Genomic DNA, 24,754 nt, shown 5'->3' on the forward strand with positions numbered 1-24,754 from the left:
CCGTTCCCGGTCACTGCCTGCGGCACGTGCCGAATTGATACCCGTCCGCCCACCCTTCGAACATATGACGAACAGTGTTCGGGGCATTCCGGAGAGTTCCGGTTCGGAAGGGGAAGAGTGTTGAGAATTCGATGAGTTCAGGTGAAGCACGGCAAAACGGTCCGCCCCTCCGTGAGTCACGGAGGGGCGGACCGGGTCGGCTCCGTCGGGTGACGCGAGGGTCAACCCTGGGGAGGTTTCTCTGCTATTCCGACGCGCCGACCAGCTTTCCGTCGGGGCGCACGGCGTACCAAGTGCCGCCCACGCCCTGGCCGTTGGTGTCGCCCGGAGCCTTGTCACCGGCGAAGGTGTAGATCGGCGAGCAGTTGATCGTCTGCTGCTTGCCCTTGCCGTCGGTCCGGTCGAAGATCATGTAGCCCTTCTCCTGGATGCCCTTGGTGTCGGCGAAGTCGACGGGCTCCACGAGCGGCCACTTCTTCAGGCACTCGCCGGTGCAGTTGGAGACCGGCTTGGGCCAGGCCTTGTCCTTCTTGAACCGGTAGACGGTCATGCCGTTCTTGTCGACGACGATCTCGCCGAGCTTGGGGTCCTCACGGGTGGAGAGACCGGCCTCCGCCTCGGCTCCGCCGCCGTCGGCGGCGCCCGCACCGCCCTCCTGCGCCTTCTTGCCGTCGGGGGCCAGCGCGTACCACTTGCCGCCCACACCCTGGCCCTTGACGTCGCCCGCGTTGACGTCCTTGGCGTAGCGGTAGGCCGGCCAGCCGCCCACGGTGAGCTGCTTGGTGCCGTCGGCCCGGGTGACCGAGCCGAGCAGCGCCTTGTCGATGCCCTCGCCGGCCTCGGCGTCGTCCGCGGGGACCGGCGGCCAGGTCTTGGCGCAGTCGCCGTCGCAGTTCGACTTGGGCGGCTGCTCGGTGTCCTGGTCGAACCGGTACAGGGTGAGACCGAGGCTGTCGGTCACCACCTTGCCGATCTCGTCCGCGGTGGAGACCGACAGCTTGCCCGCGGGGTTGGACGGGCTGGAAGCACTCGGCGTGGCAGCCGGGCTGCTCGCGGTGCCGCCCGCACCGGCCGTCCCGGAGCCGATGTTTCCGTAATCCCCGGGCGCCGCCGTGGCGCCCACGTTCTGGCTGGCCGCCGGAGGGCTGTCCTGACCGCACGCCGTCGTCAGCGCCAGGACCGCCGCGGCGCTCGCCACGAGTGAGGCGCTCCGCCAGGAGGTCTTCATCGTCAACTCCCCATAATCGCAAGGGTGTTGCAGCGCCCTGCTGCGCCGCCGCACGGCCATGAGTACGCACGGGAGCAGCGATTGTGTTCAACGACCGGCCAAATTTCTTTCCGGAACCTGTGAGGAGTGCCGCCCGCGACCTGTGACGGGGGCCGCCGTTCGTCGCACAGACATGCGCGCCGAGCACCCTGCGGGCGACCTCCGGTCAAACCGGCAGCACCCGGAAATCCCTCTTTCGGGGCAATCCCCTTGCGCTCCGGCACGTCCCGGCGGAACAAGGCTCATGATCTTCGTCGTGTATGGACCCCTTCCGATTCAACCCGCCGTCGCCGTAAGGGCCTTGGCGGTGGCGGCGCTGACCTGGGCGCTCGTCGGCGCACCGGGTTCGGTGGCGGTGGCCACCGCCTGCGCGTACGCCTCGACGGGGCCGGACGGCACGAAGGCGGTGGCGTACGCCGGGAGCAAGACCTGGCCGACCAAGCCGCCGTGCCCGACACCCACACCGACGCCCACGCCCACTCCCACACCGACCCCGACGCCCCCGCCGCCGAAGCCGTCGCCGACGCCGAGCCCGTCTCCGGACCCGACGCCACCGCCTCCGAAGCCCACGGCCCGGCCCGAGCCGCCACCGCCACCCGCTCCCCGCCCGGCGGCGCCCCGTCCCGAGCCGACCCTCAGGCCCGTGCCACCGCCACCGCCGCCCCCTCCCCCGGCTCCGGCGCCCGAGCCGTCGGCGACTCCGAAGCCGCGTCCGTCCGCCTCACCCGTGCACTACCCGCGCTATCGCGCCGCGCCGCGGCCACGGCGGACGAGCAGCACGATGTCGCCGCTCACCTTCGTCCTGCTCGTCACGGTGCCCGCGGTGGTCGCCGTCGCCGCGCTGCGCGCGCGCTGATCCCTGAAAGCCCTGGAGGTACCTCTTGCCGGAATGGCTTGTTCTCACCCTCGCGATGCTGGCCGCCTGCGCCGTGGTGGTCATCATCACCCTCGTACGCCACCGCACGGCGTCCGACGACGAGGACCCCAGCGAGACCCCGGACGTCATCGAGTACATGACGATGTGGATCGGCGTCGTGTACGCCATCGTCCTGGGCCTGGCGATCGCCGGTGTCTGGGAGGGGCGCAGCGCCGCCCAGGACCACGTGCAGGCCGAGGCCACCGCGCTGCACGAGGTCTCGGAGCGGGTCCGGGTCTACCCGGCCGACGCCCGCGACCGGATCCGGGACGACATCGAGGCCTATGTGGGCTACGTCGTCACCACCGAGTGGGACACCATGGCCGACGAGGGCCGTGTCACCGAGCGGGGTCACCGACTCTTCGAGCGCGTCCGGCAGGACGTCACCGACTACGAGCCGAAGACGGACTTCCAGGCCCAGGCCTACCAGCCGCTCCTCGACCAGGTGACCGCGGCCAACCAGGCCCGGATCGCCCGGGCGGAGTCGACCGGGGAGACCATGCCGGGCGTGGTGTGGTTCGGGCTGATCGCCGGAGCCGTCGTCACCATCGGGATGATCTTCGCCCTGCAGATCCGCAGAACGACCCGGGAAATGGTCCTCGCCGGGCTGTTCTCGGCGCTGATCGCCTTCCTGCTGTTCCTGATCTGGGACTTCGACTCGCCGTACAGCAGAGGCGTGACCGCGTCGGCGGACCCGTTCCTCAATCTCTTCCCGGGCGCCGGGGACTGACGGCGCCCGCACCACGGATCCGGGCCGGGGAGCGCGCGACACGCCGTCGCCTCCCCCGGCCGCGGTAGCGGAGTTCCCCCGGGCGGAGCACACGTGTGCCCCATTCGCGCTACTGCGATCGCGCCGCGGCGCACCCGTTCCTAGCGTTTCGGGCAACGAGGTGCACGTGAGCGGAACAGGTCCGCGGCTGCTCCTCGGGGACCCGGAGGTCACCATGCGCGCGATACGCGTCGCTTCGGCCGTACTGCTGGGCGCCGGCGCCCTCGCCTCCTGCATGCCGACCGCCTACGCGGCGGTACGGACCGATTTCGGCTTCAGTGTCGAGCCCTCCACCGTCGCGGCGGGCGAAAGGGTCACGCTGCGGGTGGTCCGCAACGCGGCGTGCCGGGGAGAGGCGGTGGTGTCCTCACCGGTCTTCGACCTGGTCGCCATCCCGCCCCGGGAGTCCTCGGCCCGGGCCGTGGTCGACTGGGACGCCAAGCCCGGAGCCGTGTACGACGTGGAGTTCGTCTGTGACGAGTCGAGCGGCACCGCGCGACTGACCATCGCGGGCGGCCGTCCGACGCACCACCCCACGCAGCAGCCGACGCACCACTCCCCGCACCACCCGGGGGACCACCACGGCCACCCGTCGAAGGGCGCGCACGCCGGAGAGGGCGGCACCCTCGCGGGCTTCGACCTCAAGGAGATCGGTCTCGGCGCCGCGCTCATCGCCGGTGCACTGGGGACGACCTACCACCTCGCGCGCCGGCGCACCGACGAGGAAACCGGCTGACCGGCCCGGCGCGCGTGCCGCCGACGGATCCGGTCTTCGCCCCGGATCCATGGAGGACCCGGGGCGAAGACCGTTCACCGTTCAGGAGCGGAGAGGGCAGGGCGTCAGACGTGCCGCTCGGCCCTGCGCCGCATCCAGAACAAGCCACCGCCGACGGCCGCCGCCGTGACGAGGCCGCCGCCGATGGCCATGTCGGTCGGTGTCGCACCGGTGGTGCTGCTGCCGCCGATACCGCCGCGGACACCGCCGATGACGGAGAAGGCCTGCGGCTTGGTCAGGGTCCTGTTGTTGCACCTGACGGTGATGTCGTAGGGACCCGGGCGAGCGTTGTTCCTGATAGTGGCGGTGCCCCTCGCTGTCTCGTTGGTGCCGCGGATGGGCGAGAGCGTCGCCGGCATCGTGAACGCACTGGAGGTCGCCGTGCCGCCGCGGGGGCAGCCGTCGACCGTGATGGTCAGCTGGCCGCCGCGGGCGATCACGCTGGGCAGGGCGACGACGTTGCTCGGTCTGTCCCACGCGACGGCCGCGGGGGCGGAGAGCCCGAGGGCGGCGACCGCGGCGCCCGCGACCGCCAGAGCACGAGTGTTACGCATGTGATCCTCCGCGGAAGACGCCCCGGGACCCGTCCCCGGTCGATCGGCGAGAAAGCGCCTCCCAGAAAGACAGTCAGTTGCCGTGCCCGGACCCGCATGTCGGGAATGGTCCGTCCTGGTGAGAGCGGATACCGCGGGAAATCCACACAAGGGGATATCGCCGCAGGTCACGGACCGTCAGAAATTTCCTCGCGGCGGCAACTCGGATGGCGCACCTGAAAATACCCGGGCCGCCCGTCGCGGCCGTGGGCCACCCGTTCGCCGCCGCCCCGTCGCCGGTTTCACGCGCGGCACTTAGCGTGCTGATATGCGCGAAAGACACGGCGACGGCCGCGTCGAGAGGGGATGGCGAATGTCTGCGTCCGAGCTGGCCCAGGCCGAAGAGGAGGCGCGGCCGAGGAAGCGCGCGCCGTGGGGTGTGATAGCGCTGGTTCTGCTGACCGGCCTCGCCCTCATCCGGAACGGTTCGGGGGAGTTCGACGAGGGTCCGCCGCAACCGGCGACGGCGGCGGCGAGGGACAGCCGGGTGCCCGGCGCCACCTTCGCCGGGACCGTGCAGCCCCTGCCCTACTCCCTCCCGGACCGGGTCAGGATCCCGGCGATCCAGGTCGACACGCCGATCATCCCCGTGGGCCTGGACGCCGACGGCTGGGTCGGCGCGCCCCCTCCCGAGGACCCGAACCTGGCCGGCTGGTTCACCGGGGCCGTCACCCCCGGCGAGAAGGGCACCGCGGTCGTCGTCGGCCATGTCGACAACCAGTTGGGTCCCGCCGTGTTCTACGCACTCGGCGCTTTGAAGAAGGGAAACCGCGTCGAGGTCGCCCGGCAGGACGGAAAGACCGTCGTGTTCGAGATCTACGGCGTCGAGGTGTTCGAGAAGAACAATTTCCCGGGCGACCGTGTGTACGCGTCCAAGGGCGCGGCGGAACTGCGGGTCATCACCTGCGGCGGCGGTTTCTCCCAGCAGAACGGCTATGCGGGCAATGTCGTGGCCTTCGCCCGCGCGGTCGAGGTGCGCTGAGCTTTCCGGCTCTGCGGGCGAAGGCCTGACGGTGCCTTTCACTCGTAATGCCGCCGGGGGACGCTGACGTGGTATCCGGCGTCCAGCAATTCGGGCAGATAGCGCCGCAGGGCCCGCACACTCTGCGAGCGGTCGCCCCCGGCGTCGTGGGAGAGCACCACGACGCCGGGGGCGGCGCCGTTCTCCACCCGGCGCACGATGGACCGGGTGCCGGGGGTGGTCCAGTCGAGGGTGTCGACCGTCCAGGCGAGGGATTCCATGCCGAGTTCGGCGCCGAGCCGGAACGCGGTGCGGTTCCAGGCGCCGTAGGGGGCGCGGAACCATTCGGGGCGCTCCCCGTAGGCATCCTCGATGACGTCGCAGGTGCGTTCCATCTCGGAGCGGATCCCCCTGCGGGTGAGGCGGGTGAGCAGCGGGTGGGACCAGGTGTGGTTCCCGACGACATGGCCCTCTTCGGCCATGCGCGCCAGCAGTTCCCTGTTGTCGGCGACCATGCCGCCGCACACGAAGAACATCGCGCGCACGTCGTACTTGGCGAGGGTGTCAAGGACGGCCGGGGTGTAGCGCGGGTCGGGGCCGTCGTCGAAGGTCAGCACCATGTGGCGGCCGCGGCCGGAGAAGCGCAGCAGGGGTGCGCGCCGGACCAGGGTGCGGCGGGGCGCGGCATGCGGCGGGCCGTATCCGGTCAGGGGCTGGAGCCGGTACGCGGAGGAGTTGAGCGGGCGGCGGACCTGGGGCCCGGCTGCCGGGACGGTCCCGGTGGGGCCGCCTCCGGTGACCGCCGCGAACACACCGGCCGTGGCGGCGGCGCCCGCCGCGCCGGCGCCGGCGAGCAACACCCGGCGGCGGGTGAGCAACTGATCCTTCTTCATGACTCATGAGTCGCCCGGCGGGAGACCGGCGCACCTGAGCAACACCGGTGCGGCGGCGCGGTTTCACCCGGTCGGCGCACGCAGACGGGTCAGCGGCGGCGCACCAGGGGGAAGGGCAGGGTCTCCCGGATCGTCAGTCCGGTGAGGAACATGACCAGCCGGTCGACGCCGATGCCGAGGCCGCCGGTGGGGGGCATGGCGTATTCGAGGGCGTCGAGGAAGTCCTCGTCGAGTTCCATCGCCTCGGGGTCGCCGCCGGCGGCGAGCAGGGACTGGGCGGTGAGGCGGCGGCGCTGCTCTACGGGGTCGGTCAGCTCCGAGTAGGCGGTGCCCAGTTCGGTGCCGAAGGCGACGAGGTCCCAGCGTTCGGCGAGGCGCGGGTCGGTGCGGTGCTGCCGGGTGAGCGGGGAGACGTCGGTCGGGAAGTCCTTGTAGAAGGTGGGCAGCCGGGTCTTCTCCTCGACGAGCCGCTCGTACATCTCCAGGACGACGTCGCCGGGTCCGTCGTCGGCGGTGTACGGCACGCCGACGCGGTCGCACAGCCGGAGCAGCTCGGGCAGGTCGCTGCCGGGGTGGATCTCCTCGCCGAGGGCCTCGCTGATGGCGCCGTGGACGGTCTTGACGGGCCACTGCCCGGAGATGTCGTACTCCGTGCCGTCCTTGTGGGCGACGGGGGTGCCGAAGGCGGCGGTCGCGGCGCCCTGGACGAGTTCGCGGACGAGGTCGAGCATCACGTCGTAGTCGGCGAAGGCCTGGTAGGCCTCCAGCATCGTGAACTCGGGGTTGTGCTTGTAGGAGACGCCCTCGTTGCGGAAGGTGCGGCCCAGTTCGAAGACCTTCTCCATGCCGCCGACGCACAGCCGCTTCAGGTACAGCTCGGGGGCGATGCGCAGATAGAGGTCGAGGTCGTAGGCGTTGATGTGGGTGGTGAAGGGGCGGGCGTTGGCGCCGCCGTGGATCTGCTGGAGCATCGGCGTCTCGACCTCGAGGTAGCCGCGGTCCAGCAGGCCCTGGCGCAGGGCCTGGACGGCGGTGGAGCGGGCGCGGATCACCTCGCGGGCGTCGGGGCTCGCGACGAGGTCGAGGTAGCGGCGGCGGACCTTGGCCTCGGGGTCGGCGAGGCCCCGGCGTTTGTCGGGCAGGGGGCGCAGGCACTTGCCGGTGAGCTGCCAGTCGGTGACGAACACGGTGGGCTCGCCCCGGTCGCTGACGCCCGCCCGGCCGGTGGCGGTGATGTGGTCGCCGATGTCGGTGTCGGCGGTGAAGCGGTCGAGGGCGTCGCCGGAGCGGTCGCGGGTGAGGGCGAGCTGGTGGTCGCCCGACCAGTCGCGCAGGACGACGAAGACGATGCCGCCGAAGTCGCGGACCAGCATGACGCGACCGGCGACGGTGACCTGTTCGCCGTTCGCGACCTCGGCGAGGGTGTGGGTGCGGGCCGGGATGCCCACCGGGTAGGGGTCGGTGCCGGCGGCGCGCAGCCGGTCGAGCTTGCCGTGCCGGACCCGGACCTGGTCGGACAGGCCGGAGAGAGGGTCGGCGGGCTCGGTCCCGTCCCCTCCGGCGAGGCCGAGCTCCGCCAAGGACGGCAGCCCCTCCGTGGTCACGGGCCGCTGTCCGCCCTTCGGGTGCCCTCTTCCCCACAACTTGCGCATCGACGGTACGGAGACGAAGCCCTCGGCGATGCCGGAGGCGAGACCGACCTTGGCGAGGGAGGCGGCCTCCGCGTAGCAGAGGAAGCGGGGGTACCACTCGGGGCGGTACTTGGCGTTGGACCGGTACAGGGCCTCCAGTTGCCACCACTTGGAGAAGAACAGCAGCAGGCGGCGCCAGAGGCGCAGGACCGGTCCGGCGCCGATGCGGGCGCCCTCCTCGAACACGGAGCGGAACACGGCGAAGTTCAGCGAGACCTTGCGCACGCCCAGTTTGGGGGCGGCGTGGCACAGTTCGGCGACCATGAACTCCATGACGCCGTTGGGGGCGGCGCGGTCACGGCGCATCAGGTCCAGGGAGACGCCGTCCTTGCCCCAGGGCACGAAGGACTGGATCGCGAGGAGCCGGCCGTCCTTGTCGTGGGCCTCGACGAGGAGACAGTCGCCGTCGGCCGGGTCGCCGAGCCGGTCCAGGGCCATGGAGAAGCCCCGTTCGGTCTCGGTGTCGCGCCAGGCGTCGGCCCGTTCGACGAGCTGGCGCATCTCCTCCTCGCTCAGGGTGGAGTGGCGGCGGACGCGGCAACCGGCGCCGGTGCGGCGGACGCGGTTGACGGCCTGGCGGGTGACGCGCATGTCGCGGCCGTCGAGGTCGAAGTCGAGGACGTGCAGGATCGCCTCGTCGCCGAGCTGCAACGCGCCGAGTCCGGCGCGCACGAAGGCCCGGGCGCCCTCTTCGGAGGCTCCCATCACGGCCGGTATCCAGGCGTAGCGGCGGGCCACGTCCTGCCAGACGGCGATCGCGTGCGGCCAGGCCTCCCGGTCGCCGACCGGGTCGCCGCTGGCCAGGCACACCCCGGCCTCGACACGGTAGGTGACGGCGGCCGTGCCGCTGGGTGAGAAGACGACGGCCTTGTCGCGGCGGGTGGCGAAGTAGCCGAGGGAGTCCTGGTCGCCGTAGCGGCCGAGGAGGGCGCGGATGCGGGCCTCCTCGTCGTCGTGCAGGGCGGCTTCGAGGCGCTGGGAGCGGAAGAGGGTGGCGGCGGCGTTCAGCAGGGCGAGCGCGCCGAACAGGCCGAGCAGGAAGTACAGGGCGTGCGGCGGGCGGCCGTCGAAGCTGCCCGCGGGCACCAGGCCGCCCAGGACCCGGTTCGCGGCCCAGGCGAGGCGCTGGTTGCCGGGCAGGGTGCCGGGGAAGGCGGCGACCAGGGCCCAGCCGGCCAGGATCGCCACGACCAGCCCGGCCACCAGGACGGCGAGGGCGCGGCGCACGGCGGCGCGGCGCGAGGCGGCGTAGAACTCCCCGCGGGCGACGATCAGCAGGGCCAGGGCGAGGCCGCACACCACGAAGGACGGGACGGACTCGGCGAACTGGCCGACGGCCATGCCGACGATGTCGGACAGGACCAGCAGGCCCAGGTAGACGACCACCAGCCACCAGGCGATCTTCTTGCGGGCGCCGGTGGCGGCGGCGAGCAGGAACAGGAAGACCGCGTAGGCGAGGTTGGCGCTGACGGGGACGAGCAACAGGTCCAGGAAGGAGACGAGCGGGCGCAGTCCGGTGCGCAGCGGCGGGATGAGCGCGAGCAGGGCGCAGAGCACGCCGAGAACGCCGAAGAAGACCGCGAAGCCCTCGGGTACCCGGCCCAGGAGGCCGTGGGCCCGGCCGCGGGGCGGCCGTATCGGGCCCCCCGTGTCCTTCTCGGCCGTCCCGGTGTCCGCGATGGCACTCATGCTTTCGACTCTAGGAACACCCGCCCCTTCTCGCCCGTCGAGCGCTCCCGGCCGGCGGGTGGGGCGGAGGGCTCCGATAGCCTCGCGGCGTGACGGAACAGCACGCCCATCAGTTCGAGCGGGGCACGGACGGGCCGAAGGTGATCCTCGTCGGAGTGGACGGCTCCGACTCCTCCCTGCGGGCCGCGGCCTACGCCTCCGGCCTGGCCCGGCGGCAGCACGCGCTGCTCGCCGTGGTGTACGTGCAGCCGGTGCTGGCGGCGGGGGCGGCGCTCGGGGCGCCGGTGGCGGAGACGACCGACGAGATAGCCGAGGACCTTGTCGCGCAGATCCGGGAGGCGGCCGAGCGCCTGAAGGGGATCTTCGAGGTCCGCTGGGAGTTCCACACGTTCCCCGGCGACCCGTACAACGGCCTGGTCCAGGCGGCCGACGAACTCAAGGCGGACGCCGTGGTCGTGGGCGCCTCCGAGCAGGCCGGCCACCGGATCGTCGGCTCGGTCGCGGTACGGCTGGTGAAGGCCGGGCGGTGGCCGGTGACGGTGGTGCCGTAGGGGCCTGCCGGCCAGGAGCGCGGTGCTCGCGGTCTACTCCCCCATCACCAGTCCGTCTCCGGCCGCGCCCCTGCCCAGCACGATCTTCCGGATCCGGTCGCGGACGGCCTGGCCGTCGGCGCCCTGGGCGATCGACCGGTTGAGGTTCACGACGCGGCCGGCGTCGACGTCGAAGAGCTGGGGGACGAACTCGGCCTTCGTCACTTCCCAACGGCCGCCCGGGCGTGCGGGCGGGGCGAAGGTGAAGCGGCCGAGGGTGGACTGGTTGCCGCGCGGGTCCTTGGCGCCCCGGTGGTTGGTCATCTCGCCGGCGATCTGGTCGCCCATGCCGTAGATCACCCAGGTGCCGTTGACCTTCTCGTAGGCCTGCGGGACGTGCGCGTGGGTGCCGAGGATCAGGTCGATGTCGGGGCGTCCCCCGCTGCGCGCGGCCGTGAGGTTCCGGGACAGGGTGAGCTGCCGGTCGTCGGGCGCGTCCTGCCACTCGGTGCCCCAGTGCAGGGAGACGACGACCACGTCGGCGCCCGCCCGGCGTGCGGCCCTGGCGTCCGCAAGGATCGTGCCCTCGTCGATGAGGTTGACGGCCCAGGGCTGTCCGGCCGGGAGCGGGATGCCGTTGGTGTCGTAGGTGTAGGCGAGGTGGGCGATCTTCGCGGAGCCCGCCTGGAGAACCGTGACCGTGCCCGCCTCCTCCTCGGCGCGTGCCGAGCCGGCGTGCCGTACGCCCGCGCGGTCGAGGGCGTCGAGGGTGCGCCGGATGCCGTCGGCGCCGTCGTCCAGGGTGTGGTTGGAGGCGGTGGAGCAGCCGTCGTAGCCGGTGGCGGCGAGGGCCTCGGCCACCTCCGGCGGGGACTTGAAGGTGGGGTAGCCGGTGTAGGCGCCGTTCTCGCCGTAGACGGTCTCCATGTGGCACAGGGCCACGTCCGCGCGGGAGACGACGGAGCGGATCCCCGAGAGCATCGGCCTAAAGTCGTAGCCGGTGCCTCCGGCGTCGAAGCGGGCCCGGTCGATGATCGAGCTGTGCGGGAGGACGTCACCGGAGGCGACCAGGGTGAAGCCGCGGGGCGCGGCGGACGGTGCCGGGCGTCCCGGGCCGCGCGGTTCGTGGCTGCCGCGGGCCTGGCAGGCCGCACCCGCGGCGAGGACGACCGTCAGGGCCAGGGCCACCTGTCGACTGCGTGCGATCATGCCATTCACCCCACTGTGGGCGTTGTGGTCGTATTTACGCACCATCAGGAAAGAAGGCTCTGGGCGTCCCACGCGGCTCCGACACGCTCATTAGCCCGTCCGGAACGCACCGGTCCGGGCGAGGTGACCGTTCGTCGAACCGTTCGTCGACGCGATCGACCGTCCGTCGCACGGGCGGGTACGTGCCCTGTCCCCCGGCCGCCCCCTGCTGTGGCATACGGCCATGACGGCCGGATCCACTCTCACGAACGGGACGACCGCCGAGCACGAGCTCGCCGCACTGCAGCGGGAGCACGGCCGGCCCCTCTTCGCGCTCCTGCTCCGGCTCTGCGACGGCGACCGGCAGCGCGCGGAGGACCTGGTGCAGGAGACGCTCGTACGCGCCTGGCAGCACCCCGAGGCCCTGCGCGCCGACGACTTCGAGTCCGTACGGCCCTGGCTGATGACCGTCGGGCGGCGGCTCGCGATCGACGCCCGGCGGGCCCGGCAGGCGCGTCCGGCCGAGGTCGGCGACGCGGTGCTGGAGAACGCGCGGGTCAGCTCCGACCACGCCGAGCGGGCCGCGGCGATGCTCGACGTCCGCCAGGCTGTGAAGACACTCACTCCGGAGCACCGTGAAGTCCTGGTGCTCGTGTACTTCCAGGGGGCGAGTGTGGCGGAAGCCGCGGCGACCCTCGGGATCCCGCCCGGTACCGTGAAGTCCCGCGCGTACTACGCGCTGCGCGCCCTGCGCCGGGTGCTTCCCGGATACGCCGCCGACCTGCGCTGAAACCGACGCTCGGGTCAAGCCTCCGTAAAGCGCCTTGCTGAACACCCCGGTTGAGTAATCGGCTGTTCTCATCCGTGTTCCGGAAGAGGGCCGACAGCGCCCCCCGGGGCCCGGTGTCGGGCTGCGCGCACGTACCGGAGGAAGGCAGGAAGGGATGCTGCACAGAGGTGAAGAGAGCACGGACGGTTCCGACGGTGAACTGACCGTTCCCATGGCGTGGTTGTACGCCGAGTACATCGCCGACGAGCTGCTGCGGACCGGCGATCTGATGCCGCCGACGTCCTTCGAGTTCCGGGCGGGGCGGGACGCCCTGGCGCTGACCGTCTTCCTCTCCGACACCGACGGGGAGCTGTCCGGCATCCGGGTCGTCACCCAGCTGGAGACGTGGCTGTCACTGACCGCGTACGACCAGCCGTGGCAGGAGTGGGTGCGCGAGCGACTGGCCGAGCTGGCCTGCGCGGCCGCGGAGGCGGGGCGGCCCGCGCCGGACCTGGACCTGGCGGACGAGGCCTGGCGCTGGCTGCAGGAGACGGAGCTGCTCGCGCCCGATCTGAACGCGGTGCCGGGCGGGGCTCCGGTGGTCGGGGAGGACGAGGGGCCGAAGGTCTGGACGCCCGCGTGGCAGCTCGGACTGCCGCTGGGACACCTCGCGATCCATCTTTTTTAGATTTCCGTGCCTCGGACCAATCCGCCGCGCGGAGGGCTCCGAATCCATAGGTTGCGATTGTGTCACCGGCTTGAGTGATTCCGCTGCCTGGTCCGTACCGGTGGGAGCAAGGAGTAACCCCACCCGCACCCAACGGCACGAGGATTCGGCATGAGGTCCCTGGAACGGCATCGCGACGTCGGCGCCTACGCGCTCGGCGTGCTCGACGAGGCGGAGGCCTTCCGCTTCGAGGACCACCTCATGGAGTGCCCTCGGTGCGCTGCAGAGGTGACGGAATTCGGTGTGACGACACGGCAGTTGATGCTGTACCGGCGGGCGACACCGCGGTTCGTGCACCCGATGGCGCAGCCCGGGCCGCGCATGCTGGACCGGCTGCTGGCCGAGGTGGCGACGAAGCGCCGGGCCGGACGCAGACGCCTGCTGTTCGCGCTGGCCGCCTCGGTGGTGTTCGCGGTGTCCGTACCGGCCGTCGCGATGATGGCCGAGGGCGGCGGCGAGGAGGCGGGGCCCGTGACGGTCGCGGCGACCGACGCGCGCTCGGGCGTCTGGGCCCAGGTCACGGTCGAGGACAAGGCCTCGGGCAGCCAGGTCGAGCTCAAGGTCAAGGACGCGGCCGGTCCCCGCTCCTGCCACCTGGTCATCGTGGGCCGGGACGGCACCGAGGAGACCGCGACGAGCTGGCACGGCCCCGGCCACGACACCCACCCCAACACGATGATGGCCAGCTCCTCCAAGCACCCGGACGAGACCGCCCGCTACGAGGTCCGCGCGGCGTCCGGGGAGGTCCTGGTGAAGCTTCAGCCGCGTTAGCGGCCGTCGTCCGTCCGCCCCTGTCGCCGGGCACCCCGCGTGGCCCGGTGTGAGACTGCTGGTTGGCGCACCCGGGAGGCAGCCGGGTGTCCGCGGCCGACGACGAGGGGAGACGAGGTGGCGGCGTCAGAGGACGGCGACGGCCGCCTGGAGGAGTACCTCGCCGACCCCGGGAACAGGGCGCTGGACCTGACCACCGCCGCGGCCCTCTGCTCCGAGGCCCTGGGGCTCCAGCACTCCGCGGTGTACCTCGTCGACATCCAGCAGCGCCGGCTCGTACCGCTCACCGACGTGGCCTCGCCCCTGCCCGTCGACGACTCGCTCGCCGGCTGGACCTACCGCACCCAGTCCCTGCGCGTGGAGGAGTCCGAGTCGGGTGGCATGACGGCCTGGATCCCCCTCGTGGACGGCGCGGAACGTGTCGGTGTCCTCGCCGTGCACTCGGCCTCGCTGACCCCGGCCGTGCTGCGCCGGGGCAAGGCCCTCGCCACGCTCCTCGCCATGATGATCACGTCCGCCCGGGCATACCAGGACTCCTTCGTCCGGCGGACGCGCACCAAACCGATGCGGCTGCCCGCCGAGATGCTGCGGGCCTTTCTGCCGCCCCGCACGATCGGCACCGCGCACGTCGTGTCCACGGCCGTGCTGGAGCCGGCCTACGAGCTCGGCGGCGACGCCTTCGACCACTCCCTCACCGAGACGGCCCTGCACGCCACGGTCCTCGACGCGATGGGACACAACCTGGCCTCCGGGCTCACCACGGCCGTGTCCCTGGCCGCGTGCCGCAATGCCCGGCGGATCGGGGCGGACCTGCCCGACCTGGTGCAGAGCGTGGACGACGCGCTGGCGCAGTGGCTGCCCGACCAGTTCTGCACGGGGGTCCTGGCCCAGCTGGATCTGGCCACCGGGGTGCTGCGCTGGTGCAACTGCGGGCATCCGACCCCGCTGCTCATCCGTGACAGACGGCCGGACGTCGACGCGATGCGGCGCGAGCCGGAACCGCCGATGGGGCTGCCGTCCCGGCTGGCCGGGGTGAAGCGGCGCACCCACGAGATCGCTCTGCAGCCCGGGGACCGGGTGCTGATGTACAGCGACGGGGTCACCGAGGCGAGGGCCGTCGACGGCGCGGAGTTCGGTCTGGAGCAGTTCGCCGACTACATCATCCGGGCGACGGCCTCGGGCGAGCTGGCGCCCGAGACGCTGCGGCGGCTCATCCACTCCATCCTCGACTCGTCCGGCAGCCGGCTGCGGGACGACGCGACCATCCTCATGTTCGAGTGGTCGCCCCCGTCCCGGTGACGGCGGGTCACTTCAGCAGCCGGGACATCCTGCGGTCCGCCAGCGGTTTGCCGCCCGTCTGGCAGGTCGGGCAGTACTGCAGCGAGGAGTCGCTGAAGGACACCTCCCGGACGGTGTCGCCGCACACCGGGCAGGGCTCGCCGGTGCGGCCGTGGACGCGCAGGCCGCTCTTCTTCTCGGCCTTCAGCCGCCCGGCCGCCACGCCCCGGGAGCGTTCTACGGCCTCGGTGAGCGTGTCGCGCAGGGCCTCGTACAGCCGGCGGGTCTCCTCCGCGCTCAGGGACGCGGCCAGCTTGAACGGCGACATCCGCGCCGCATGCAGGATCTCGTCGCTGTAGGCGTTGCCCACGCCCGCGATGAGGCTCTGGTCGCGCAAGGCGCCCTTGAGCTGCCGCCGTTCACCGGCCAGGAGTTCCGCGAAGCGTTCCTCGTCGAAGTCGTCGGCGAGGGGGTCCGGGCCGAGTCGGGCGACGCCCGGGACCTCCTGCGGGTCCCCCACGACGTACACGGCGAGCCGCTTCTGGGTGCCGGCCTCGGTCAGGTCGAAGCCGGAGCCGGTCTCCAGGGCCACGCGCAGCGCGAGGGGCCCCTTGCCGGGGCGGGGCGGGCCGTCGGGCAGGCGATCCTTCCAGTGCAGCCAGCCCGCGCGGGCCAGGTGCGTCACGAAGTGCGGGCCGCCCTCGGTCGCGAGGTCGAGGAACTTGCCGTACCGGCGCACGGCGACGACCTCGTGCCCCTCCAGCGCGGACAGGGGCGGGTCGTACGTCTTCAGGACGCTGATCGCCACGGGCAGCACCCGGACGATCTCATGGCCGACGAGGTGCTCGGCCAGGAAGTCCTTGAGCGCCTCGACCTCGGGGAGTTCCGGCATGAGTCCAGAGTGCCATGCGGGGTCAGTCCTGGTCGGGCATCTGGAACTCGCACCACACGGCCTTGCCGCCGCCGCGTGCCTCCACGCCCCACGCGTCGGTGAGCAGGTCGACCAGCAGCAGGCCCCGTCCGGAGACGCCCGACTCGCCGGCCTCGCGGCGGCGCGGCAGGGCGCTGGAGGAGTCCTCGACCTCGACGCGCAGCCGGCGGCCGGAGCCGGTGAGGGCCCGCAGGGTGACGATCGCGGAGCCCTCGGTGTGCATCAGGGCGTTGGTGATCAGCTCGTCGGCGACGAGTTCGATCTCGTCGGCGCGGTCCCGGGCTCCCCAGCCGCCGACGGCGGTGCGGATCATGTGCCGGGCCTCGGTCAGGGCCGCCGGGTCGCCGGGGGCCACGTGCCGCTGGAGCCGGCGGCCGGACTGCGGGCCGTCGGGGCCGCGCCGGCGCAGCAGGAGCAGCGCCACGTCGTCGTCGCCGCAGCGCTCGGCGGCCACGTCGATGAGCCGGTCGGCGAGGTCGCGTACGTCGTCGGGGCCGGTGGCGACGAGCGCGGTGAGGGTGCGCATGCCGTCGTCGAGGTCGGCGCCGGGCTGCTCCACGAGGCCGTCGGTGCACAGCAGCAGGGTGTCGCCGGGGTCGAGTTCCACGGTGGCCACCGGGTAGTCGAGGCGGCCGAACTCGGCGGACAGGCCGAGCGGCAGTCCGCCCTGGACGGTGACGCGGCGGCAGGAGCCGTCGGGTCGGCGCACGAGCGGGTCGATGTGGCCGGCCCGGACCATCTGGAGCACGCCGGTCGACAGGTCGGCCTCGGCGTAGAGGCAGGTCGCGGAGCGGTCGGTGTCCAGTTCGTGCAGGAAGACGGAGGCCCGGGCCATCACGGTGGCCGGGGTGTGCCCCTCGGCGGCGTAGGCGCGCAGCACGATGCGCAGCTGGCCCATGACGGCGGCCGCGTGCGTGTCATGGCCCTGGACGTCTCCGATGACGGCGCCGACCCGGCCGCCGGGCAGCGGGATGAGGTCGTACCAGTCGCCGCCGATGTCCCGGCCGACGGAGCCGCCGATGGTGGCGGCGCGGTAGCGGACGGCGACGTCGGCCCCGGGCACGCTCGGGATGGTGCGGGGCAGCATGGCCTGCTGGAGGCCCTGGGCGAGGTCCATCTCCTGCTCGTAGAACATGGCCCGCTGCAGGCTCTGCGCGATGCTGCTGCCGAGGGCGACGAGGATGTTGCGCTCCTCGGGGGTGAAGCCGCGCCGGTCGCTGTAGAGCAGGCCCATCGCGCCGATGGGCCGGGCCTGGACGATGAGCGGCAGATAGGCGGCCGAGGTGATGTTCAGGTCGGTGATGTGCGGCCACAGGATCGGGTAGCGCTCGGCGAACTCCTCCGGCGACTCGATGAAGCGGGGGCCGAGGGTCCGTACGGCCTCGCTCATCGGGTAGGGCTCGTCGATGCGGGTGACGCGGGTGCCGGGCACGAAGCTGTCCGAGGGCCCCTCGGCGACCAGGCGGATGCGCCCGGCCTCGACCAGGCCCATGACCAGGCTGGTGGCGCCCAGGTGGGTGAGGCCGTGGGTGTCCTTCAGGACGTCGATGACGTCCTGGACGGTGCGGGCGTGGGCGAGGGCGGCCGTGGTGAGTTCGACGACGCTGGTCTGCTCCCGGCGGGCCTCGTCGCGGGCGGCCTGGTCGAGGCGGGCCTCGCTCTCGCCGAGTTCCTGGGTGGCGTCCCGGACGATGCCGATGATGCGGCGGGGCCGCCCCGTGTCGTCGCGCCGGATGTAGCCCTGGGTGTGGGTCCAGCGCAGGGTGCCGTCGCGGCGGCGCATGCGGAAGTAGGCGCCGTAGTTCTCGCTGCCGTCCTTCAGGGCCTGGGAGACCGCGGTGTCCAGGCGCCGTGCCTCGCCGGGCGGGACCCGCTTGGCGAGCGTCTCGGGGTGGCCGTCGTACTCGTCGAGGCGCACGTCGAAGACCTCGTGGGCCTGGGCGTCCATCTGCATCAGGCCGGTGTCCAGATCCCAGTCGAAACTGCCCATCCGGTTGAGCGCGAGGATCGGATCCGGGTGGGCGGGCCAGTCGTCCGGGAGTGACAGGGCGCTCCCTCCCCGATCAGCCATGGGCCCACCTTGCCAGGAATCATCCGATTCTTCGACCGATGTGCCGGGCGTACGGGCCTCCCGGCCGGACCGGTTCTCAGTCGCCATCGGGGATCAGACCGGCTCCGTCGGGCAGGTCGGGGCTGTCCGGCACGGTGTCGGGGCCGGCGGGGGCTTCCGGAGCCGGGCCGATCTCTTCTGGGGATAGGCCGATCTCATCTGGGGGTGGGCCGGTCGCGTCGGGGAGTGGGCCGGTCGCGTCCGGCGGTGGTACGAACGCGTCGCCCGGCGGTGAATCCACGGCTGCCGGGCTGCTCTCGTCCCGGGGAGCCGCGCTGCCCACGCCCGGGGACAGGGGCGAAGGTGTGGGGGACGTCGCGGACCGCTGCGCCCACAGCGGTGGCGGCAGGGCCCGGTCGTGGCGTACGTCGTGGCCGGTGGGCCGCACGATCCAGGTGCGGGAGGCGACGTCGATGATCGTGAAGTCGGTGATCACCTGCGGGGACGGGGTCACGACGATCACCCGGCCGGGCCGGTAGCCGGGCCAGGGGGTGCCCCGGCCGCGCGGCGTGCCCGGCGTCGCCACCGGCGGACGGAGCGGGTTGCCGCAGGCGCAGCGGACGCGCGGCACGCCCCGGTCGTCGACCAGGACGGCGGTGCCCGCCTGGAGGACGGACTGGTAGCCGCCCGCCCGTCCGGCCCGGAAGCCGTGGTTGGTGATGCGGGTGTCGGCGCGCAGCACCACCGGGGTCAGCCGGCGCACGTGGTCGGGGACGGAGGCCGGGGAGACGCCCGCGACCCCGGCGAAGGCGTGCATCCTGGCCCGGTCGCGGGTGAGGTGGCCGATCTGCCGCGCGATGTCGCAACTGCCGGTCCGCTCGATGCCGCCGTACAGGCCGGGTGTCCCGCCGGAGAGCGAGCGCGGGCCGACCGGGACCCGGGCCGCGCCGGCCGGGCCGGACGCCCCCGGCGTTCGAGGGGCGGGGGACGGGGTAGCCGTCGTGAGGGCCGTGGAGTCCGTGAAGGGGTCGGGGCCCCGGGCCGCGGCCGGCTGGAGGAAGAGCTCCGCGCCGGCGTCCGCGCCGTCACCGTCGCCTTCGCTGTCGGTGCCGCAGCCCGAGAGGAGGAGCGCCGTCGAGAGCACACAGGCCATGGCGAAGGCCCCGGTGTGTGTCCGCACCCAGTCCTCCTGCTTCATTTCCAGCGATTCGTCCCTATTGTTTGCTTCACTCTCTTGGGTTACGCAACCGGAGCGGCGCCACACGGAGCGTGACACTGGGGTCCGGCACGGCATCGGGAGGAGCGCACGGCCGTGGACTGGTTCACCGCATCCGACTACTGGCTGAGCCGGCTGGTCTTCCAGCGGGCGCTGGCCGCCGTGTATCTGGTCGCGTTCCTGACGGCCGCGCTCCAGTTCCGCGCGCTGATCGGGCGGCGCGGCATGCTGCCGGTGCCGGAGTTCGTCGAACGGGTGCCGTTCAAGCGGGCGCCGAGCCTGTTCCAGGTGCACTACTCGGACCGCTTCTTCGCGCTCTGCGCCTGGGCGGGCTGCGCGGTGTCGGCGGCGCTGCTGGCAGGGCTCGACTCGCTGCTGCCGCTGTGGGGCGGCATGCTGCTGTGGCTGGTGCCATGGCTGCTGTACCTGTCGATCGTCAACGTCGGGCAGACCTGGTACTCGTTCGGCTGGGAGTCGCTGCTGCTGGAGGTCGGCTTCCTCGCCGTGTTCCTCGGCAACGACGAGGTGGCGCCGCCGCTCGTCGTGCTGTTCCTGCTGCGGTGGATCCTGTTCCGGGTGGAGTTCGGCGCGGGGCTGATCAAGATGCGCGGCGACGCATGCTGGCGGAAGCTGACGTGTCTGGACCACCATCACGAGACCCAGCCGATGCCGGGCCCGCTGAGCTGGTTCTTCCACCGTCTGCCCAGGCCCCTGCACCGGGTCGAGGTGGCCGCGAACCATGTCACCCAACTCGTGGTGCCGTTCCTGCTGTTCACCCCGCAGCCGGTCGCGACGGCCGCCGCCGCGCTGATGATCGCCACCCAGCTCTGGCTGGTGCTGTCGGGCAACTTCTCCTGGCTGAACTGGATCACGATCGTGCTGGCCCTGTCGGCGGTACGGTTCCCGGCCGATCCACCGGACAGGCCCGAGGCCCCGCTCTGGTACGTGGTCGTGGTGCTGGCGGTGGCGGCGCTGCTCGTGGTTCTCAGCTACCAGCCGGTCCGCAACATGGTCTCCCGCCGCCAGGTGATGAACCGCTCCTTCGACCCGGTCCATCTGGTCAACACCTACGGGGCGTTCGGCAGTGTGAGCCGGATCCGCTACGAGGTGGTCGTCGAGGGCACCGCGGACGAGGTGCCGCGCGAGGACTCGGACTGGCGGGAGTACGAGTTCAAGGGCAAGCCGGGCGATCCCCGGCGCTGGCCGCGCCAGTTCGCGCCCTACCATCTGCGGCTGGACTGGATGATGTGGTTCGCGGCCCTCTCCCCCGCCTACGCCGGTTCCTGGTTCGGCACGCTGGTGGAGCGGCTGCTGGAGAACGACCGGGCCACGCTGAAGCTGCTGCGCCGCTCGCCGTTCCCGCCGGACGCGCCCCCTCGGTACGTACGCGCCCGACTGTTCCGCTACCGCTACACGACCTGGCGCGAGCTGCGGGAGACGGGCGCGTGCTGGGAGCGGACGTACGTACGGGAGTACCTGCCGCCGACGCGGCTGGCGGAGAGCGCTCAGAGGCCGTAGACGCGGGTGGCGGTGGTCGCGAGGATCTGCTCGTGGTCCTGCTCGGAGGTCAGGCGGCGTACGGGGTCGAGGGTGCCGCCGTAGGAGGTGGCGAGCGTGCACACCGGCCAGTCCGAGCCGTACATCAATCGGCCCGGCCCGAAGGCCTCCAGGGCCACGTCGGCATACGGGCGCAGGTCCTCGACGGTCCAGGAGGCGAGGTCGGCCTCGGTGACCAGGCCGGACAGCTTCGCGACCGTGTTGGGCCGGGCGGCGAGGGCGCGGAGGCCGGACGCCCAGGGTTCGAGGGCGCCGGAGGCGATGGGCGGTTTGCCCAGGTGGTCGAGGACGAAGGTGAGGCCGGGCAGGTCGGCGGCGGCCCGTGCGCAGGCCGGGAGCTGATGGGGCAGGACCACGAGGTCGTAGACCAGCCCGGCGTCGGCGAGTGCGCCCAGTCCCCGGCGTACGTCCGGGCGCAGCAGCCATTCCGGGTCGGGTTCGCCCTGGACCTGGTGGCGGATGCCCTTGAGGTGGCGGCCGCCGGGGAGTTCCCGCAGCCGGGCGAGTTCCTCGGCGACGTCGGGGCGGGTGAGGTCGGTCCAGCCGACGACGCCGGCGATCAGGTCGTGCTCGTCGGCCAGGGCAAGGAACTCCGGGGTCTCCTCGGGCACGATGACCGTCTGGACGAGGACCGTACGGCCCACTCCGGCCGCCCTCGCCTCGGGTTCGAGGTCCTTCATCGTGAAGTCGCGGCGCAGGGGCGCGAGTTCGGGACCGGTGATCCAGTCCTGGTCCCGTACGGACAGGTCCCACACATGGTGGTGGGCGTCGACGACGGTCATGACGGCAGCTCCCAGACGACCGGCAGACCGGCGTCGGCGCCCTCGCCTGAGTAGTCGTGCACGACGTCCAGCAGCTCGGCCATGCGGGCCTGCCAGGCGACGTTGACCGGCAGCTTCTCCAGTTCGGCGAGCAGACGGGCGTAGTCCTCGCACTCCAGGACGTGGAAGAGGTCGGTACCGCTGCGCCAGATGGTCCAGGAGGTGGCGCCGGCGGCCCGGATGGCGTCGGTGAGTTCCTCGGGGACCTCGCGGTGGGCGGCCTCGTACGCGGCGACGCGGTCGGCGCGGACCTTGGTGTGCAGGGCGACTCTCATGACGGTTCCTCGGTGGGGACGGGGGCGTCGGCGGGCAGCAGTCCCTCGGTGCGCAGGTCGTGCCAGAACGCACCGGGCACGCGCGCGGCGAACTGGTGGGCGCAGTCGCGGACCTCGTGCGCCGAGCGGGCCCCGACGAGGACGCTGGCGACGGCCGGGTGGGCGGCGCAGAAGGCCAGGGCGGCGGCGCGCAGCGTGGTGCCGTGGCGGTCGGCGACGGACTTCAGCCGCAGGGCGCGTTCGACCAGCTCGGAGGGGGCGACGGTGTAGTTGTACGTGGCGCCCGGCCGCGGGTTCGCCAGCAGGCCGGAGTTGAAGGCGCCGCCGATGACGACGGACCTGCCGCGTTCCCGGGCCGCGGGCAGCAGGTCGGTGAGGGCGCTCTGGTCGAGCAGGGTGTAGCGGCCTGCGCAGAGCACCACGTCGACGTCGGTGTCGCGGACGAAGCGGGTGAGCATCTCCGCCTGGTTCATTCCGGCGCCGATCGCACCGACCACGCCCTCGCCGCGGAGCTTCTCCAGGGCGGGATAGCCCTCCCGGAAGGCCTCTTCGGCGTGTTCGTCGGGGTCGTGGAGGTAGACGACGTCGACGCGGTCGAGGCCGAGCCGTTCCAGGCTGGCCTCCAGGGTGCGTCGTACGCCGTCGGCGCTGAAGTCCCACACGCGGCGGTGGGTGGCGGGTACGGCGAAGCCGTGGGCCAGGTCGTCGCCGGTGCCGTCGGAGGGCTCCAGGCGGCGGCCCACCTTGGTGGAGATCGTGTACTGGCCTCGGGGGCGGTCGCGCAGGGCGGCGCCGAGGCGGCGTTCGGAGAGGCCGAGGCCGTAGTGCGGGGCGGTGTCGAAGTAGCGGATGCCCCGCTGCCAGGCGGCCTCCACGGCGTCGTGCGCCTGTGCCTCGCCGACTTCGGAGTACAGGTTGGCGATCGCGGCGGCGCCGAAGGACAGGGCGCTGACCTCGACGCGGCTGCCGCCGAGCCGGTTCACCGGGCCGCCGGGCGCAGCCGCAGGCCCTGCATGCCGCCGTCGACGGCGAGGGCGGTGCCCGTGGTGGCGCCGGAGAGGGGTCCGGCCAGATAGGCGACGGCGCCGGCGACCTCGGCCGCCGAGACGAGACGGCCGGTGGGCTGGCGGGCCTCCAGTGCGGCGCGTTCGGCGGCCGGTTCGGGCGCGGCGTCGAGGAGGCGGCCGACCCAGGGTGTGTCGACCGTGCCCGGGTTGACGCAGTTGACGCGGATGCCCTCGCGGACGTGGTCGGCGGCCATGGCGAGGGTGAGCGAGTACACGGCGCCCTTGGTGGCGCTGTACAGGGCGCGCTGCGGCAGGCCCGCGGTGGCGGCGATGGAGCAGGTGTTGACGATCGCGGCGTGCGCGGAGGCGCGCAGATGGGGCAGGCAGGCGCGGGCGGTGCGGACCATGCCGAGGACGTTGACGTCGTAGACGCGGTGCCATTCGTCGTCGGGGTTGTCCTCGACGGTGCCCTGGGCTCCGATGCCCGCGTTGTTGACCAGGACGTCGAGCCCGCCGAGGTCGGCGACGGCGGCCGCCACGGCCTCGCGCACGGAGGCGTCGTCGGTGACGTCCGCGCGGTAGGCGAGCAGCGGCTTGTCGACCGGCGACGGGTCCAGGTCGAGGACGGCGACCCGGGCGCCGCGCTCGGCCAGCAGGTCGGCGGTGGCCCGGCCGATGCCGGAGGCGCCGCCCGTCACCAGGGCTGTGATGCCCTCGAAGTCGCTCATACGGCCTGACCCTTCTTCCGCTCGTCGAGGTCGGCGGCCCAGAACGCGCCGCCCGGGTAGGTGAATCGCGCCAGTGACTCGGGCCGCATGGCGGCCGAGAAGCCCGGCGCGGTGGGTGCCCTGTAGTGAGCCTCGTGGATCACCACCGGGTCGAGGAAGTGGTCGTGCAGATGGTCGACGTACTCGATGACGCGGTCCTCGGTGGTGCCCGAGAGGGCCACGTAGTCGAACATCGACAGGTGCTGGACGAGTTCGCACAGGCCGACGCCGCCCGCGTGCGGGCATACCGGCACGCCGAATTTGGCCGCGAGCAGCAGGATCGCGAGGTTCTCGGGGACGCCGCCGACGCGGGCCGCGTCGATCTGGACGACGTCGAGCGCGCCGGCCTGGAGGAGCTGCTTGAAGACGATCCGGTTGTGCACGTGTTCGCCGGTGGCGACCTTCACGGGGGCGACGGCCCGGCGGACCGCCGCGTGGCCGAGGATGTCGTCGGGGCTGGTGGGCTCCTCGATCCAGTACGGGTCGAACTCGGCGAGGGCCTTGGTCCAGCGGATCGCCTCGTCGACGTCCCAGCGCTGGTTGGCGTCGACGGCCATGCGGACGTCCGGGCCGATGACGGACCGGGCGACGCGGCAGCGGCGGATGTCGTCGTCGAGGTCGGCGCCGACCTTGAGCTTGATCTGCCGGAAGCCGTCGGCGACGGCCCGGGCCGCGAGCCGGGTGAGTTTCTCGTCGTCGTAGCCGAGCCAGCCGGGTGAGGTGGTGTAGGCGGGATAGCCGCGCTCCAGCAGCCGGGCCGTGCGCTCCTCGGCGCCCTCCCGGCCTCGGCGCAGCAGGGTCAGGGCCTCCTCGGGGGTGAGGGCGTCGGTGAGGTAGCGGAAGTCGATCTGGCGCACCAGCCACGCGGGGTCGGCCTCGGCGAGCAGCCGCCACAGCGGCAGTCCCGCGCGCTTGGCGGCCAGGTCCCACACGGCGTTGACGACCGCGCCGATCGCCATGTGCATCACGCCCTTTTCGGGTCCGAGCCAGCGCAGCTGGCTGTCGCCGATCAGGTCGCGGTTCAGGAGGGAGGGGTCGGCGCACAGGTCGTCGGCCGAGCGGCCGATGAGGTGTCCGCGCAGCGCGTCGATCGCGGCGACCTGCACCTCGTTGCCCCGCCCGATGGTGAAGGCGAATCCGTGGCCCTCGTGCCCGTCGGCCGCGTCGGTGCGCAGGACGACATAGGCCGCCGAGTAGTCGGGGTCCGGGTTCATCGCGTCGGAGCCGTCGAGCTCGCGCGAGGTGGGGAAGCGGATGTCGTGGGTGTCGACCGCGATGATGCGGGCGGGCGTCGGGGACACGGGGGGCCTTTC

General features: G+C 72.5%; 24 protein-coding genes. 10 read left to right on the forward strand and 14 right to left on the reverse strand.

All coding sequences use genetic code 11. The features are described from left to right. Positions 1 to 244: 244 nt before the first annotated feature. Positions 245 to 1,228 carry an SCO0930 family lipoprotein gene (locus tag NNW99_RS03215; RefSeq protein WP_215117068.1) on the reverse strand — a complete coding sequence of 328 codons (984 nt, stop codon included), beginning with the start codon at positions 1,226 to 1,228 and terminating at the stop codon, positions 245 to 247. Positions 1,229 to 1,543: 315 nt separating this feature from the next. After that, a complete protein-coding gene (locus tag NNW99_RS03220; protein ID WP_251057689.1) occupies positions 1,544 to 1,837 on the reverse strand; it encodes a hypothetical protein in 294 nt (97 codons plus the stop codon). 73 nt (positions 1,838 to 1,910) lie between these two features. Between NNW99_RS03220 and NNW99_RS03225 the strand changes: the two genes are divergently transcribed. The 3 genes from NNW99_RS03225 to NNW99_RS03235 all read left to right on the forward strand — a co-directional run bounded on the left by NNW99_RS03225 (position 1,911) and on the right by NNW99_RS03235 (position 3,688). Further along, the gene (locus NNW99_RS03225) at positions 1,911 to 2,123 is read left to right on the forward strand and encodes a hypothetical protein (protein WP_251057690.1); all 213 of its coding nucleotides are present in this window, start codon (positions 1,911 to 1,913) and stop codon (positions 2,121 to 2,123) included. Between the two features lie 55 nt (positions 2,124 to 2,178). Beyond that, entirely contained in the window at positions 2,179 to 2,913 is a 735-nt protein-coding gene (locus NNW99_RS03230) for a DUF4239 domain-containing protein (RefSeq protein WP_215124122.1), read from the forward strand. A 214-nt stretch (positions 2,914 to 3,127) separates the two neighbouring features. Continuing rightward, positions 3,128 to 3,688: a hypothetical protein gene (locus NNW99_RS03235; RefSeq protein WP_215124123.1), complete on the forward strand. Its 561-nt coding sequence runs from the start codon at positions 3,128 to 3,130 to the stop codon at positions 3,686 to 3,688. Positions 3,689 to 3,792: 104 nt separating this feature from the next. On the opposite strand, the gene NNW99_RS03240 is transcribed toward NNW99_RS03235, so the two are convergent. Then, entirely contained in the window at positions 3,793 to 4,281 is a 489-nt protein-coding gene (locus NNW99_RS03240) for a hypothetical protein (protein WP_215117070.1), read from the reverse strand. A 352-nt stretch (positions 4,282 to 4,633) separates the two neighbouring features. Here NNW99_RS03240 and NNW99_RS03245 point away from each other — a divergent pair, with 352 nt between their 5' ends. Then, positions 4,634 to 5,302: a class F sortase gene (locus NNW99_RS03245; protein WP_215117071.1), complete on the forward strand. Its 669-nt coding sequence runs from the start codon at positions 4,634 to 4,636 to the stop codon at positions 5,300 to 5,302. 38 nt (positions 5,303 to 5,340) lie between these two features. Here the strand turns inward: NNW99_RS03245 and NNW99_RS03250 are convergent, their stop codons facing one another. Beyond that, complete coding sequence (locus NNW99_RS03250) at positions 5,341 to 6,174, reverse strand: polysaccharide deacetylase family protein (RefSeq protein ID WP_215117072.1); 834 nt, start codon at positions 6,172 to 6,174, stop codon at positions 5,341 to 5,343. Positions 6,175 to 6,263: 89 nt separating this feature from the next. Beyond that, positions 6,264 to 9,554 carry a bifunctional lysylphosphatidylglycerol synthetase/lysine--tRNA ligase LysX gene (gene lysX / locus NNW99_RS03255; RefSeq protein ID WP_215117073.1) on the reverse strand — a complete coding sequence of 1,097 codons (3,291 nt, stop codon included), beginning with the start codon at positions 9,552 to 9,554 and terminating at the stop codon, positions 6,264 to 6,266. Between the two features lie 89 nt (positions 9,555 to 9,643). Here lysX and NNW99_RS03260 point away from each other — a divergent pair, with 89 nt between their 5' ends. Next, on the forward strand, positions 9,644 to 10,105 hold the full coding sequence (locus NNW99_RS03260) for a universal stress protein (protein ID WP_215117074.1): 462 nt from the start codon (positions 9,644 to 9,646) through the stop codon (positions 10,103 to 10,105). A gap of 33 nt (positions 10,106 to 10,138) precedes the next feature. On the opposite strand, the gene NNW99_RS03265 is transcribed toward NNW99_RS03260, so the two are convergent. Next, a complete protein-coding gene (locus NNW99_RS03265; protein WP_215117075.1) occupies positions 10,139 to 11,293 on the reverse strand; it encodes a CapA family protein in 1,155 nt (384 codons plus the stop codon). A 223-nt stretch (positions 11,294 to 11,516) separates the two neighbouring features. Between NNW99_RS03265 and NNW99_RS03270 the strand changes: the two genes are divergently transcribed. The 4 genes from NNW99_RS03270 (at position 11,517) to NNW99_RS03285 (ending at position 14,838) form a co-directional block, all read left to right on the forward strand. Further along, a complete protein-coding gene (locus NNW99_RS03270) occupies positions 11,517 to 12,062 on the forward strand; it encodes a sigma-70 family RNA polymerase sigma factor (RefSeq protein WP_215117076.1) in 546 nt (181 codons plus the stop codon). A gap of 154 nt (positions 12,063 to 12,216) precedes the next feature. Beyond that, on the forward strand, positions 12,217 to 12,729 hold the full coding sequence (locus NNW99_RS03275) for a hypothetical protein (protein WP_215117077.1): 513 nt from the start codon (positions 12,217 to 12,219) through the stop codon (positions 12,727 to 12,729). Between the two features lie 150 nt (positions 12,730 to 12,879). Beyond that, a complete protein-coding gene (locus tag NNW99_RS03280; protein WP_215117078.1) occupies positions 12,880 to 13,539 on the forward strand; it encodes a zf-HC2 domain-containing protein in 660 nt (219 codons plus the stop codon). A 117-nt stretch (positions 13,540 to 13,656) separates the two neighbouring features. Further along, on the forward strand, positions 13,657 to 14,838 hold the full coding sequence (locus NNW99_RS03285) for a PP2C family protein-serine/threonine phosphatase (protein WP_215117079.1): 1,182 nt from the start codon (positions 13,657 to 13,659) through the stop codon (positions 14,836 to 14,838). Positions 14,839 to 14,845: 7 nt separating this feature from the next. On the opposite strand, the gene NNW99_RS03290 is transcribed toward NNW99_RS03285, so the two are convergent. The 3 genes from NNW99_RS03290 to NNW99_RS03300 form a co-directional block, all read right to left on the reverse strand. After that, positions 14,846 to 15,709 (reverse strand): Fpg/Nei family DNA glycosylase, encoded by an 864-nt coding sequence (locus tag NNW99_RS03290; RefSeq protein ID WP_215117080.1) that lies wholly within the window; start codon positions 15,707 to 15,709, stop codon positions 14,846 to 14,848. Positions 15,710 to 15,731: 22 nt separating this feature from the next. Then, positions 15,732 to 17,819, reverse strand: coding sequence for a SpoIIE family protein phosphatase (locus NNW99_RS03295; protein ID WP_215117081.1), 2,088 nt, complete (start codon positions 17,817 to 17,819; stop codon positions 15,732 to 15,734). Positions 17,820 to 17,895: 76 nt separating this feature from the next. Beyond that, positions 17,896 to 18,978 carry a DUF6777 domain-containing protein gene (locus NNW99_RS03300; protein ID WP_215117082.1) on the reverse strand — a complete coding sequence of 361 codons (1,083 nt, stop codon included), beginning with the start codon at positions 18,976 to 18,978 and terminating at the stop codon, positions 17,896 to 17,898. A 132-nt stretch (positions 18,979 to 19,110) separates the two neighbouring features. Between NNW99_RS03300 and NNW99_RS03305 the strand changes: the two genes are divergently transcribed. Next, positions 19,111 to 20,532, forward strand: coding sequence for a lipase maturation factor family protein (locus NNW99_RS03305; protein WP_215117083.1), 1,422 nt, complete (start codon positions 19,111 to 19,113; stop codon positions 20,530 to 20,532). Here the strand turns inward: NNW99_RS03305 and NNW99_RS03310 are convergent. The 5 genes from NNW99_RS03310 to NNW99_RS03330 are packed head-to-tail and all read right to left on the reverse strand — an operon-like array spanning position 20,520 to position 24,742. Continuing rightward, a complete protein-coding gene (locus tag NNW99_RS03310) occupies positions 20,520 to 21,353 on the reverse strand; it encodes an amidohydrolase (RefSeq protein ID WP_215117084.1) in 834 nt (277 codons plus the stop codon). The genes NNW99_RS03305 and NNW99_RS03310 overlap by 13 nt on opposite strands. Beyond that, positions 21,350 to 21,667, reverse strand: a complete 318-nt coding sequence (locus NNW99_RS03315) for an L-rhamnose mutarotase (RefSeq protein WP_215117085.1) — start codon at positions 21,665 to 21,667, stop codon at positions 21,350 to 21,352. Before NNW99_RS03315 ends, NNW99_RS03310 begins: the two co-directional genes overlap by 4 nt. Further along, on the reverse strand, positions 21,664 to 22,650 hold the full coding sequence (locus tag NNW99_RS03320) for an aldo/keto reductase (protein WP_215117086.1): 987 nt from the start codon (positions 22,648 to 22,650) through the stop codon (positions 21,664 to 21,666). The genes NNW99_RS03315 and NNW99_RS03320 overlap by 4 nt, the downstream gene beginning before the upstream one ends. Beyond that, positions 22,647 to 23,402, reverse strand: coding sequence for an SDR family NAD(P)-dependent oxidoreductase (locus NNW99_RS03325; protein ID WP_215117087.1), 756 nt, complete (start codon positions 23,400 to 23,402; stop codon positions 22,647 to 22,649). The genes NNW99_RS03320 and NNW99_RS03325 overlap by 4 nt, the downstream gene beginning before the upstream one ends. Further along, positions 23,399 to 24,742, reverse strand: a complete 1,344-nt coding sequence (locus tag NNW99_RS03330) for an L-fuconate dehydratase (protein WP_215117088.1) — start codon at positions 24,740 to 24,742, stop codon at positions 23,399 to 23,401. The genes NNW99_RS03325 and NNW99_RS03330 overlap by 4 nt, the downstream gene beginning before the upstream one ends. Positions 24,743 to 24,754: the final 12 nt, after the last annotated feature.

It is taken from the genome of Streptomyces sp. CRCS-T-1 (assembly GCF_024442335.1).
Taxonomy (GTDB): Bacteria; Actinomycetota; Actinomycetes; order Streptomycetales; family Streptomycetaceae; genus Streptomyces; species Streptomyces koelreuteriae.

Coding starts and splice junctions, on each gene's coding strand:
- NNW99_RS03215 (WP_215117068.1), bottom strand. CDS start 1,228: ATGAAGACCTCCTGGCGGAGCGCCTCACTCGTGGCGAGCGCCGCGGCG.
- NNW99_RS03230 (WP_215124122.1), top strand. CDS start 2,179: ATGCTGGCCGCCTGCGCCGTGGTGGTCATCATCACCCTCGTACGCCAC.
- NNW99_RS03235 (WP_215124123.1), top strand. CDS start 3,128: ATGCGCGCGATACGCGTCGCTTCGGCCGTACTGCTGGGCGCCGGCGCC.
- NNW99_RS03240 (WP_215117070.1), bottom strand. CDS start 4,281: ATGCGTAACACTCGTGCTCTGGCGGTCGCGGGCGCCGCGGTCGCCGCC.
- NNW99_RS03245 (WP_215117071.1), top strand. CDS start 4,634: ATGTCTGCGTCCGAGCTGGCCCAGGCCGAAGAGGAGGCGCGGCCGAGG.
- NNW99_RS03250 (WP_215117072.1), bottom strand. CDS start 6,174: ATGAAGAAGGATCAGTTGCTCACCCGCCGCCGGGTGTTGCTCGCCGGC.
- lysX (WP_215117073.1), bottom strand. CDS start 9,554: ATGAGTGCCATCGCGGACACCGGGACGGCCGAGAAGGACACGGGGGGC.
- NNW99_RS03265 (WP_215117075.1), bottom strand. CDS start 11,293: ATGATCGCACGCAGTCGACAGGTGGCCCTGGCCCTGACGGTCGTCCTC.
- NNW99_RS03270 (WP_215117076.1), top strand. CDS start 11,517: ATGACGGCCGGATCCACTCTCACGAACGGGACGACCGCCGAGCACGAG.
- NNW99_RS03275 (WP_215117077.1), top strand. CDS start 12,217: ATGCTGCACAGAGGTGAAGAGAGCACGGACGGTTCCGACGGTGAACTG.
- NNW99_RS03280 (WP_215117078.1), top strand. CDS start 12,880: ATGAGGTCCCTGGAACGGCATCGCGACGTCGGCGCCTACGCGCTCGGC.
- NNW99_RS03290 (WP_215117080.1), bottom strand. CDS start 15,709: ATGCCGGAACTCCCCGAGGTCGAGGCGCTCAAGGACTTCCTGGCCGAG.
- NNW99_RS03295 (WP_215117081.1), bottom strand. CDS start 17,819: ATGGCTGATCGGGGAGGGAGCGCCCTGTCACTCCCGGACGACTGGCCC.
- NNW99_RS03310 (WP_215117084.1), bottom strand. CDS start 21,353: ATGACCGTCGTCGACGCCCACCACCATGTGTGGGACCTGTCCGTACGG.
- NNW99_RS03315 (WP_215117085.1), bottom strand. CDS start 21,667: ATGAGAGTCGCCCTGCACACCAAGGTCCGCGCCGACCGCGTCGCCGCG.
- NNW99_RS03325 (WP_215117087.1), bottom strand. CDS start 23,402: ATGAGCGACTTCGAGGGCATCACAGCCCTGGTGACGGGCGGCGCCTCC.